Source organism: Pseudomonas sp. JAI115, from assembly GCF_014200835.1.
In the GTDB taxonomy this organism is placed as follows: domain Bacteria; phylum Pseudomonadota; class Gammaproteobacteria; order Pseudomonadales; family Pseudomonadaceae; genus Aquipseudomonas; species Aquipseudomonas putida_A.
In genome coordinates, this window is the sequence record NZ_JACHCY010000025.1 from 1 (window position 1) to 10,916 (window position 10,916).

Consider the following 10,916-nt stretch of genomic DNA (forward strand, 5'->3'; position numbering starts at 1 on the left):
GCACCCGACGGACTCACTGTTTCGACCATTTAAGGCGATGCCAGCGCGCACACGCGCCCGGTTGAGCACTGGGGCGACTTGTCGTCCCGGGGCGACTTGTCGTCCCGGGGCGATTTATCCGGGTCTTAGCGCCCGCAGGGTGGCCGAAGGCCAGGGCAGGCCAGCTTCACCGGCCTGGGCCGCTTAGACAGGCAGTCACACGGTCGTCAGGTCGCTGCTTTATATCTGCGGGTGCAGGGGTCGCAGACCCTTGCCGGGGTTTGGGGCGAGTAGCCCCATGGGCATTGTCCTCGCGCCGTGCCTTCGGCACGACTTGCGCGAACATCATTGCCTGGGCGAAGCCCGGGCGCAGGTAGAAAACTCTCGGCATAGCCGAGGCCTTATTGGACTGCCGTAGGCAGGCCTAGCTTTCTCGGTTGTAAACGGGGAAAGACCAACACCCACTTAACCCAACTCTTGGGGGACTTAATATTTTTTGAGTATCACTTAATTTTATTGCCCTGATGCTCGCACACCTGATGACGTCATCAAGCATTTGGAAAAGTTTTAGGTGATGACCCCCCCCCCTCGCGACCAAGCCGGCTGCGGGCCCTGGGGCAGAAACACGTTTTTCAATTTTTGAAAGGTTTTTCAGTTTTTGGAAAAGAAATTTCGCAAATCGCAGCAGAAGCGGCCGCAGAGCCATTTTTGAAGAAGCCCGGGCTTTTCCCAAATCAAACCGCTCGTGCTCGCTTCCAAAATCGCCACGAACCAACAGAAACAAAAATGGCTGTAAGCCACATAAAACGAGGCTTACATGCATTTTCGAGTGTTTATTGGTTTTCACAGAACTGCAGTGGACTAAGGTTTGCCGGTTCGAACCTCAGTTCACCGGTAAATGTCGCTGCGGTTTCCCAACTGAACGACCAGAATTCGCAAAGCGCCATCCTGAATCTCACAAATCACGCGAAAATCACCGACTCGATAGCGCCACAGACCACCCAGTGGCCCGGTCAGCGCTTTGCCCGTCGTGCGCGGATCCTCGCGGTTGGAAACGCGCTCATCCATAAAATCCAGAATGCGCTTGGCGGACTGTTTGTCGAGCCGGCGCAACTGGTTTCTTGCCGTGTCGGTGTATTCAATCATCCAGACCAAGGTCTTTCCTTACATCTGTGGCCGAGTGCACAGGCTCTTGTTGTTTTCGGACGCGTTCCAGCACATCCGCAGCCAGATAGTAATCCTCAAGGTCAGTCAGACCGTGATCAATAATTTCGCGCAAGTAATACGCTTTGGTGCGACCGGTACTGGTCGCCAAAAAATCCAAGCGTTGCTCGGTTTCCGGAGCTAATCGAATAGACGTAGCCATGAGTTAATCCTTTGTAATACGTGTATTCACTATATCACACCTACGCGCTTATCCCCCACGGACACCCCGAGAATCTCAAAACGCATGCCTTCACCGAAGGCACCCGGCGGACTCACTGTTTCGACCATTTAAGGCGATGCCAGCGCGCACACGCGCCCGGTTGAGCACTGGGGCGACTTGTCGTCCCGGGGCGATTTATCCGGGTCTTAGCGCCCGTAGGGTGGCCGAAGGCCAGGGCAGGCCAGTTTCATCGGCCTGGGCCGCTTAGACAGGCAGTTACACGGTCGTCAGGTGTCTGCTTTTCTTCGCGCCGTGCCGTAGGCACGACTTGCGCGAGCAATGTTGCTTTTTAGTGGATGTACAGAAGGGCTGTGGATACCTCGAAAGCCACTGTTTTTTACCCGTAGGGGTCTGCTGAAGGGGGGATAAAATCTCATTTAATAAAAAACCGACAACACCCGTCGCGAAAAACGATCGTTTTCCCTGCGCCTTTGGCGCGCAGACGTCCCTTGAGCGCCCGCAAAGGCCGTGGCAAGTCGCTTTTAACGTGAGGAAAGGGGTTTGGCTAACGTGCAGGCGTGACGAAGCCTCCGCGTGAGCGGATGCATTTAAAAGAGAGGGTTAGCCGCTATCGACGGGTTTCTTGGCAAGCTTCTTTCTAAGCTCTGCCAACATGTCGTTGCCGGCGATTTTTTCCGGGGCTATTTCGCGCTCTGGAGCCAGTTCGGCATGAGTGATCGAGGCTTCGGAGGCGGGTGCTGCGGTACCGGCTTTGGCAGACTCCTTGGCTCGCCAGCGCTGACGGGAGATCTCTCGTTTGAGCTCCTCGAGGGAGCGCTGCTCGAGCTCAGCCTGGCGACGCAGATCCACCTCAATCAGTTCCGCCGCGCGACGCTTTTTGGCCGCCTTTTGCACACGCTCGTAGATGTACTGCAGCCCCAGGTCATTCCAGAAGTTGCGGGTCAAACGCACCATGACACGGGTGCGCACCAGGTGCAGACCATCCTCGCCTTTCTCATCGAGCCGAATGCGCTCACTGCGTTGATAGGCATAGCCTGCGGCGGCGAGCGTGCCGATAAAACGGCTCATCCTCTGCGGTGTGATACCCGCGTCCTCGGCAACGTTGCACTGGGTATTGAGCACAAAGCGCCCATCATCCATATCGAAGTAGCCCAGTACCCCTGTCGCCCAGTCGAGACGGACCAGCATCGGCTCGGCAACCAGCTCCAAAGCCTGGAACACTTCAAGACGGGTACGCCGTCCCCCATGGACGGTATCCAGTCGCCGTAGATATCGACCCCGATAGGTCGTGCTGATGCTTTGCAGGCGCGGGAGCGCATTCCGGATAAGCGGATTTTTGCGCTGCTCTTCCGTGAGCTTTAACGGCCCGGAACGTTGTGCAGGCCTAGGCTTGCGCGCAGGCGCATCAAGGGCTGCATGAGGGTTCGAGGGATGGAGCCGGACGACTCGAGGCTTTTTCAGCATGCACGACCGCCAAGGACGGATTTATGGCACATACGCTGAAGAATGGCTTTCGAAAGCCGGTAGGGCTGGGGAAGTCTGGTGCGACCGTCTGTGACGTGCGCAATCCCTTGAAGGGTCAATTCCATTTAAAACGCCTTTCGGCGGCAAGCTCATTATGGGGATTTCTCAGGTTGCAAAAGCCTGAGGCGCCCGCCATAATTGGCTCGCCTTAGTTGTTGTTGAACAGGTCTTGTCCTGCGAAAGAGTTGACCTGTTCTGAATTTTCCAAAAAGCCCCGCCTGCAAGCGGGGCTTTTTGGTTTCTGCGATTCGTAATTACATGCGTGTAGCTCGCTGGTTTGGGTGACCCGAATCGGGCGACGCGCCAAAAACTGGCTGGATAGTAACCCAGCACCTGCCTTTTCGCCACGAATAACCATCTGGGCTTTTCGCAAAATCATGTGCCATAGCAGGCACATAGCCTCAACGCAAACCTCGATAGTTCGGCGCTGGCCAGCAAGCCCAGCGTAGGATGTAGTGACTGAAAAATCCATGTAGCGCTCTTCATCCATGTCGATTTTTACGTCTGTGCGCACTGCCAGAGTGATCACGCAACGAGTATTTGACGCCAATTCTTTGACCGCATTGATCTGCCCAGTAGAATACGTCCATTAGACCAAAAATCAACGAACCTTTAGAAAAATCAACGAATTTAACGTTTTGTAATGCCATGTAAATCTAGAAGCTCTACCAATTTCAGGGCTTCCCCATGGATACCGTTCGTTATCAATTGGCTCTGCGTCTTAAGAGCATCCGTAAAAGCAAGGGCTTAAACCAGGCTGAGCTTGCTGAAGCAATGGGCTGTGAGATCAACACCATCAGCCGATATGAAACCGGAACTAATGCACCAAGCATTGAGCATTTATTAAGGCTGGCTGAGGCCCTTGACGTCTCTCCCATGGAGATACTGCCTCCCCGGAACCCGACCGTGCAGCGGCTATTCCAACTTCGCGTAGAGATCAACGAAAAATTGTACGAGATAGATAATCCGGACAATTTGGAAAAAATCCTTTCGTTAGCCAACACGTTCATTTCGCCTAACGCACCATCCAAGCCATAGCCCGCCTTACCCAAGAAAGTGCTCATAGCAGTCCATACCGACGGGAAATCTCTCCAATTCGCATTTTGCGTTGCTGATAACCCAGGCTTGCTTGCTGATCTATTTGTGTATCGCTATTGGCGACAAATGCTGTGAATCGCTCGTTCTGTATGGTCAGGGCAAGCAACTCTTTTATCTCCTCCAGCATCGTCATATCGGGTATTTTCCTGGACTGGATCTGCCCGTCCGGAAAATACCGATGCGGACGGCGATCACAGTGCAGGTCGTTATGCTCGCTAATCCGCTTGTTGCGGGCCTCGGCGAGGTTCAACGTTGCCAGCAGGATCTGTTCGTCCGCTTGATCGATAAGACCCGCGAGCGGATAACCGTCGGTATCCACAATGACCGATCCCTGCACCCAGTCCACGCCTCGTTCGTGGCCATACCGATCACAGGCGGCAATGAACATGCGGTTCACCGAGGCGTTGGCCTGTACCCGCACCACTTCAGCTGGACGTTCTACTTTCGGTTTTGGCCCTTGGGGCCAATTAACCGGTGCGCACAGCAGGTCCGCCCCGGCCAGTGCCGGCAAACGCACCCATTCGGGAAATTCCAGGTCGTAGCAAATGAGCATGCCGATGCGGCCATGGGCCGTGTCCACGACCGGCGGCGCCTCATTACCAGGCTTAAAAATGGCTTTCTCGGTATCCCACAGATGCGCCTTGCGATACACCGCCCGTAAACCTGTGGTATCGATCATGGCCGCACTGTTGGCCAGCTCGTTGCCTTTCAGGCGCTCACAAAACCCACCGACGATGACCAGGTTCAGTTCCCGGGCGAGAGCCTTCCATAAACGCAGAGTGGGGCCGTTTCTTGTTTCGGACAGAGAAAGGGCTTCGATCGGGTCTACGAAGCAATACCCGCTCTGGATCAACTCCGGCAACACCACCACCTGTGCTCCCTGAGCCGCCGCGGAACGAATTGCGCGCTCGGTCAACTGGCGGTTGTAAGCCAAATCGCCAATGCGCGGCGCCAGTTGGCAGCACGCCACTGTGACGGTTGTGCGCCGTGTCATTGTCTTTGCTCCTGAGGCGTGAGCGACTCGATAACCTGCTGTTCCTGTCGCAGATCGATCATTCGGCTCAGGAGAAAGTAGGTCAGGCCCGAGCTGGCCAGGCCCACCAACCAGGCGATGTCCACGCCGTCCAACAACTGCGCAACGGCACCGATGAACAGCGGTTGATCCGCCGTGATGTCGACAATGTTGAAGAACGGCACCATTGCTGCGAACCCGACCAGGTAGGCAACAATGCCGCGAAACTGCCAGACGCCGTAAATGCCTTGGGGCGTGAAGAAATGCACGATCGCATAACGGCCTTTGCGCACACAGAAGTAGTCCACCAGGTTAATGGCCGTCCAGGGCACCAGGAAATACAGCAACAGCACGAGGAAGGTGTTCAGCAGCGCGATGCCGTCGCCGTGGATCTGCAGCACGCAGCACAGCAAAATGGCGCTGATAAGCAGGATCGCCAGCACCCGAGCCAGGGGCGTGGGGGTTATTTTTTTGATCGAGTCGACACCGGTCAGCACCGTGAGCATGGCGCTGTACGTGTTCAGCGCAATGACCGGCCAGAAACCGACCACCGCGACGATCACCAGTAGGTTCCCCAATCCGGGCATGACCGAGGAGCCAACCAGGTTCAACGCCACCAGGGCATCCACGGCGTTCAATTGCTGAGCCAACCAAGCGCCGAGGCCGATCATCCAGCTGCCCGACAGCGACGCGCCGACGAACACGGCCGCAATCAGTTTCGGGCCGCTGGTGTTCTTCGGCAGATAGCGCGAGTAGTCCGACACATAGGGCGCGTAGGAGATGTTGTAACCGGCACTGATCGCAAACAGCGTGGCAAACCCTATCCAGCTAAAGCCCAGATCCATTGCCGGCAGGACGCTTTCCTGTTCCATGCCGGCGATCACCACGACGGTTACCAGGGCATACACCGGCAATGTCACGCATAGAGCCCATTTGAAGGCGCGATGCATCAGGTCGTGGCCAACGATCGCGAGCAGCGCCCCACCGGCGACCATCACGATGGCCACCACGGCAGGATCGGCGCCGAAGACCTGCTCGAGGCCGGCCATGATCAACGTGAGGTTGACCACGTTGAAGCCCATGAACACAAACAGCGTGGCCAGCAACGGTAGCAACACTCCCCGGTAACCGAACTGGGCGCGCGACTGGATCATCTGCGGCAAGCCCAGCGCGGGGCCTTGCGATCCGTGAAGCGCCATGAATAGAGTGCCGAACATGATGCCCAATGCACCGGCCAGCATCGTCCACAGCGCCGAGAGCCCTATACTAGGCCCGACAAAGCCGATGGATAGCGTGAAGAAATGGAAATTACCCAGAAACCAGAAAGAACCTTGGTCACTTAGCCTGGCATGGCGCTGGTGGGATGGAATGTAGTCGATCGAGCGACCTTCAATGGCCAAATTGCGAGCAGCAGTCGCCACCGTGCGAGGAATTTCTGACATGCAAATAGTCCTTATTGCTCTCGTGACAGCCAGTTCCTTCTGACCGGAATCCCACTACACTCACGTCAGGATTCAAATTTACGGCAATGTACGGAATTCTTTTACGCAGTAACATAACTGCGGATCGATGTTTACATACGCGCGCTCTGATGTAATGGGAACGCCACATGCTGAGGACGGTGTCGGAGCTGGATATTCGATGGATCCGAACTTTTCTGAGTATCGTCGAAGCCGGCGGGCTTTCGGCTGCCCAAGCCACGCTTAACAGCCAGCAGCCGGCCATCAGCGCGCAACTGAAAAAACTGGAAGAGCGCGTCGGCTTTGATTTGTGCAAGCGTGGGCGTAGCGGGTTTTCTTTAACGCCCGAAGGAGAGCGTTTTGTCGAAGCGGCGCGGCGCCTGGTCGCCGCTACGGAAGACTTTCAAATGGAAGTCAACGATATCGCTCAACAGGCCACCGGCATCATCCATATCGGTTTGATTGGGGAAATCGATCCGCAAGCCACAGAAAAAATCGCTCAGGTGTTCGCGAGTCTCAGAACTCGCTTTCAAGGTGTTCGTATTGCGCTGACTGAATTACCTCCTGCGCTCTTGGCAGAAGGTGTCCTCAACGGCTCGATCGATCTGGCGATCGGCTATTTCTGGCAAAAACTACCTGCGCTCGACTACGAACCGTTGTTCAAAGAGACACAAATCGCTTATTGCTCAGCCTCTCATCCCCTGTTCGAGCAAGCCGGCGCCTTACTCAGAAACGATTTTGGGCAGTCCGAGTGGGTCTGGCCGAGCCACCCTCTTAAAGAGATGTCACCACCAACGGGGCTGGACACTGTAACCGCACGCACGGACAGCATGGACAGTGCCGCCCTCCTGATTTTGTCAGGCCAGCATCTAGGCTTTTTGCCCCAACACTATGCGACCAAATACGAGCACTTGAATCAGCTACGTGCTTTGAATGCGGAACAATGGCGCTACGAAGTTGATTTTCAAGTCGTCGTTCGACAAGCCAGCCGCCACTGGGAGGTGATCAGCGTGTTATTAGCTGAACTGTCTAACACTTTTAGTTCAGAGCGCGTCCAAAGCGAACAGGATGCTTTCTGCGCTATCAGCAAATAGAGTACGCTTGACTCACGTCAGCGCTCCCTGTGAGTGCGCAAGCCGGCCACTAACCGGTCTTGCAACAAAAAAGCCGCCTTGGACCAGGCGGCTTTTTTGTGCCTAGCGTTTGTGCCGGCCGGTGATTTCCCCCCTCGATCAAGGCCGCAGAAACGCCTTGTCACACACCTTGCTTGCCCCCCTTCCCTGCCGCTCGTACGCTGTGCGGGCAGTCCAATGGGAATCGCCCGTCCTCCGTGGGAGGGGCGGCAAAAAACCGTCTTCTCTCCAGGGTCGACGGTTTTTTTGCGCCCCGCGTTTGGGTCGGCGCTCTACGGCTCGACAACAAACGCCGGCACGCCGGCGTTTTTGGCAAATTTGGCCAGGGTGTCGAGCCTGGCCCAGGTGCGCACGGCTTCACGCTGGGAGCGAATGGTGTGCCAGGGCGAAGCGAGGCCACCCAGGCGAAAGTACAACGCCCATTCCTCGCCCTTGGCGGTCACCAGGCGCGTCACCTTGGTTTCGCGCACGGCGCCGTCGCGCACCAGGTCGAAAAAACTGCCTTCGTCGTAGCCTTTGCGTTTCATGCCGGCTCCGTCCGATCGAGGCGAAAGGTCAAGGTGTCGGCGGACAGGTAGCGTACCGCGCCGCTGAAGGAGCGTTCATCGGGCAGGGTCACGCGCACCCACACCGCGGCCTGGGCGGCGGGCAGGTTGGGTGGAATATGCAGCTCGAACACCCCGGGCAGGGTTTCGCGCAACATGACCTCGACCAGCGTCGAGGGCTCGTAACCGTCTTCCTGAATCACCGACAGCTGCGCTGTCCCCGCGTATGCAAATGCTGCCATGGCCCCGTCTCTTTCCCTTCAATCCAGCGGGCAAGGGTACCAGATGGCGCGCGGGCTTGAGTGATCATGGGGCAGACGGTTTCAGGCCGATCAGGCGCAGGCCGGCACCCGCAGGTTCCATTGGGCGATGAGGGCGCGCTGGGCGGCTTCGCGGTTGGGTTGGTGGTGGAGCACGAACTGGGCCGGGCAGTGTTCGACGCAGAACAGCTTGACCTGGTAGCGACTGGGGCCTGGGCGGCGCCGCGCATGGGTGGCCGAGACCAGCAGCGGCGCGCGGCCGCAGAAGGGACAGGGCAGCAGCACCTCGGGGTGGGTGGCGATGCGCAGTTCCAGGGCGTCGGGTGGCAGGGGCTGCAGGGTCATGGCGGTCGTTGTCCTTTTCGAGTGAGGGGCGGGCAGTGCGTAAAATCACTTTAGGCATAAATGATATATCACTTATAGCACTTTTGATTATCTCCGACACAAAAAAAAACCCCCGGCACGGGTTCAAGTGACGGGGGTCGTTTACCATAAACGGTGTTATTCGTAACCCGGCGGTCACTTCTTCGGGGCGGCCTGTTCGGGGTGCATCGGAGAAAAGGGTCAGGCCAGACGCGGCAACAGCGTGACCAAAACAAACACAACGAGCGCGAAGGCGGCACCGAGACCAAACGGCAGCCAAGCCCTACGCGGGTCGGCCGGCGTGGTCTGGCGCATTTCGGCATTAAAAGCGGCTACCTCGGCGTGCAGTTGCGCCAGGTCGGTACCCGGATCCGCAGGAGGTACAAGGTGGGCAGTGGTCATGTGCATCCTCACGATCAGGGAAGCGAGCCCTTTGAGACTGTGAACCCGTCGTGGCGAAAACTCAACCGCTGCGACGGAGTCGCTCTCGCCGTACAACTGTGCACGGTCGACATTGATCGCCTGCCATCGTGCAGCGCCGCTGCTGATTCACTGGTGTTTTCGACACTCATGGAGGCATGCCCTCGAATGCTCTAACTCAAGCTATCGAATGTGTTGTTCAAGACGATCAGCCAAAATGCCATAAGCTCGTCTCGCTGCATTGCGTACCGGAGTTGAGGGGCTATCCAATTTTTTCCCAACCAACTCCAATGTTGAATGAACAAAGAAAATAGGGGTTCGGATGACCCGGCCAGGAAACACTTGATCAAGTGCATCTATGAATTTTTGCGCAGTGTCTTGTGCACGCTTATTGGTAGGCCAAGCTGAGGGCAGCGCAACAGCATTGGGCATTGCCGATAGATCGCGGGAAATTGCCTCCACGTCTTCTTCAGAATCACGGAAGGGCAAGATCGTTAAATGAGCTTGCTCAGCAATAGCCCTGTCGAAGTCAGGTCGGTTTCCTCCTCCATCAACAATCAACCATCCATTTTTAGTACTCCCACTCGCGGTAATGATTCTCGCCAGATCATTACCGTCCCGGCCGTCCATGACGCCATAAGGACGTCCCTCTGGTTTTAGGCTTCTATGGGGATCAGTCAAAACGTAAGCGGCAGGTTGCCCACGCAAGATGGCGCCTAAACACATTAAGTGAGCCGTGGTAGTTTTGGTTGCACCTCCCTTCTGCCCCCCAATAAAAATGAGATTGCTCATACATGTTCTCCTTTCGTGAGCACCTCAAGCATGACTTCTTGAACCGACACGTTGCGCCCTTCAAGCTTGCTGCGCTCTGCGGCTTTATTGACATATATGGCATAGAGCTTACGCGTCGGTCGCAGGGTCATTTGCATGGTTTCCCCCTCCCCTATTTGCTTCTTTGCACTTTTTTGAGCTTGAGCTGGAACTAACGGCGCGCTAGCCGCGGCCGTCAAGGTCGCGGCCAAATCTGACACATCTTTTGCAGTTTTCATTCTATGCCCCTGAAGCTTTAGGAAGTTTTAAAGTTATGCAGTTGGGGGGGAGACTGTAGCTTCATAAATTTAAAATCGCAAGAAGCTTTAGTTTCATAAATCCAAAACCTCGAAACCTCGAAACCTCGAAACCTCGAAACCTCGAAACCTCGAAACCTCGAAACCTCGAAACGCTAGGGGTTCACGAGGTTAAAACCTCATGAATTTTCAGATTCAAAACCTCATGCAGTTATGAAAAGGCTGTGCAGACGGAATTCGGGTCAGCGAGCGTCAGATACGAAGGGCTGGCAGAGGAGTTCGAAGACGTAGGGATACTGCTTCCATGCGAAATGGAACTAGGAAACTTTATGCAGAAACTCTTCGGTCGGCTTCTCGGCCCAAGAGCGCAAAAAAATCGGTCTGTTGCGCGTTTGACATATCGGCGAAGCGCTCAAGCATCAACTGCTCGACAACTTTCCCGGAGGGCTTGAGTGTGTGGGAAAAGGTCAGATCCATGGCAAAACTGTGAGCACACTCCGGATCCGGACATACGCAATAGATTTTGACGAAATCTTTGGTCAGCTCGTTGCGCTTTCTGATCAACGCCTTTCCACCACATACCGTGCAGTAAATTCGCATCCTTGGCACACCCCATCCGTGTTCGATCCAAGCATTCTCGCACGCAACATATACGCACTCAACCAACG

14 protein-coding genes and 1 pseudogene are annotated in these 10,916 nt (G+C 55.9%); 2 read left to right on the plus strand and 13 right to left on the minus strand.

Annotated features, from left to right (window positions below; translation table 11 throughout):
- Window positions 1–867: 867 nt before the first annotated feature.
- The 4 genes from HDC30_RS28395 to HDC30_RS28410 all read right to left on the minus strand — a co-directional run bounded on the left by HDC30_RS28395 (window position 868) and on the right by HDC30_RS28410 (window position 3,380).
- Window positions 868–1,134, minus strand: a complete 267-nt coding sequence (locus tag HDC30_RS28395) for a type II toxin-antitoxin system RelE/ParE family toxin (RefSeq protein WP_183786122.1) — start codon at window positions 1,132–1,134, stop codon at window positions 868–870.
- Window positions 1,118–1,345 carry a CopG family transcriptional regulator gene (locus HDC30_RS28400; protein WP_183786124.1) on the minus strand — a complete coding sequence of 76 codons (228 nt, stop codon included), beginning with the start codon at window positions 1,343–1,345 and terminating at the stop codon, window positions 1,118–1,120. The genes HDC30_RS28395 and HDC30_RS28400 overlap by 17 nt, the downstream gene beginning before the upstream one ends.
- 621 nt (window positions 1,346–1,966) lie before the next feature.
- Complete coding sequence (locus HDC30_RS28405) at window positions 1,967–2,830, minus strand: hypothetical protein (RefSeq protein ID WP_183786126.1); 864 nt, start codon at window positions 2,828–2,830, stop codon at window positions 1,967–1,969.
- Window positions 2,831–3,038: 208 nt separating this feature from the next.
- On the minus strand, window positions 3,039–3,380 hold the full coding sequence (locus HDC30_RS28410; protein ID WP_183786128.1) for a hypothetical protein: 342 nt from the start codon (window positions 3,378–3,380) through the stop codon (window positions 3,039–3,041).
- Between the two features lie 197 nt (window positions 3,381–3,577).
- On the opposite strand from HDC30_RS28410, the gene HDC30_RS28415 reads away from it, so the two are divergent.
- On the plus strand, window positions 3,578–3,928 hold the full coding sequence (locus HDC30_RS28415; RefSeq protein ID WP_183786130.1) for a helix-turn-helix domain-containing protein: 351 nt from the start codon (window positions 3,578–3,580) through the stop codon (window positions 3,926–3,928).
- Window positions 3,929–4,160: 232 nt separating this feature from the next.
- On the opposite strand, the pseudogene HDC30_RS28420 reads toward HDC30_RS28415, so the two are convergent.
- Window positions 4,161–4,982: pseudogene (locus HDC30_RS28420) on the minus strand (nitrilase family protein); the annotation flags it as partial.
- Complete coding sequence (locus HDC30_RS28425) at window positions 4,979–6,442, minus strand: cytosine permease (protein ID WP_183786132.1); 1,464 nt, start codon at window positions 6,440–6,442, stop codon at window positions 4,979–4,981. The gene HDC30_RS28425 and the pseudogene HDC30_RS28420, both read right to left, overlap by 4 nt.
- Window positions 6,443–6,609: 167 nt before the next feature.
- Here HDC30_RS28425 and HDC30_RS28430 point away from each other — a divergent pair, with 167 nt between their 5' ends.
- Window positions 6,610–7,554, plus strand: a complete 945-nt coding sequence (locus HDC30_RS28430) for a LysR family transcriptional regulator (RefSeq protein WP_183786134.1) — start codon at window positions 6,610–6,612, stop codon at window positions 7,552–7,554.
- Window positions 7,555–7,865: 311 nt separating this feature from the next.
- On the opposite strand, the gene HDC30_RS28435 is transcribed toward HDC30_RS28430, so the two are convergent.
- The 7 genes from HDC30_RS28435 to HDC30_RS28465 form a co-directional block, all read right to left on the minus strand.
- A complete protein-coding gene (locus tag HDC30_RS28435) occupies window positions 7,866–8,120 on the minus strand; it encodes a hypothetical protein (RefSeq protein ID WP_183786136.1) in 255 nt (84 codons plus the stop codon).
- Window positions 8,117–8,380, minus strand: a complete 264-nt coding sequence (locus HDC30_RS28440) for a hypothetical protein (RefSeq protein ID WP_183786138.1) — start codon at window positions 8,378–8,380, stop codon at window positions 8,117–8,119. The genes HDC30_RS28435 and HDC30_RS28440 overlap by 4 nt, the downstream gene beginning before the upstream one ends.
- 90 nt (window positions 8,381–8,470) lie before the next feature.
- Window positions 8,471–8,743 carry a Lar family restriction alleviation protein gene (locus tag HDC30_RS28445; protein WP_183786140.1) on the minus strand — a complete coding sequence of 91 codons (273 nt, stop codon included), beginning with the start codon at window positions 8,741–8,743 and terminating at the stop codon, window positions 8,471–8,473.
- A gap of 219 nt (window positions 8,744–8,962) precedes the next feature.
- Window positions 8,963–9,163 (minus strand): hypothetical protein, encoded by a 201-nt coding sequence (locus HDC30_RS28450; RefSeq protein ID WP_183786142.1) that lies wholly within the window; start codon window positions 9,161–9,163, stop codon window positions 8,963–8,965.
- Window positions 9,164–9,364: 201 nt separating this feature from the next.
- The gene (locus HDC30_RS28455) at window positions 9,365–9,973 is read right to left on the minus strand and encodes a hypothetical protein (protein WP_183786144.1); all 609 of its coding nucleotides are present in this window, start codon (window positions 9,971–9,973) and stop codon (window positions 9,365–9,367) included.
- On the minus strand, window positions 9,970–10,230 hold the full coding sequence (locus tag HDC30_RS28460) for a hypothetical protein (RefSeq protein WP_183786146.1): 261 nt from the start codon (window positions 10,228–10,230) through the stop codon (window positions 9,970–9,972). Before HDC30_RS28460 ends, HDC30_RS28455 begins: the two co-directional genes overlap by 4 nt.
- Window positions 10,231–10,575: 345 nt before the next feature.
- Window positions 10,576–10,848, minus strand: coding sequence for an ogr/Delta-like zinc finger family protein (locus HDC30_RS28465; RefSeq protein WP_221303536.1), 273 nt, complete (start codon window positions 10,846–10,848; stop codon window positions 10,576–10,578).
- Between the last annotated feature and the right edge of the window lie 68 nt (window positions 10,849–10,916).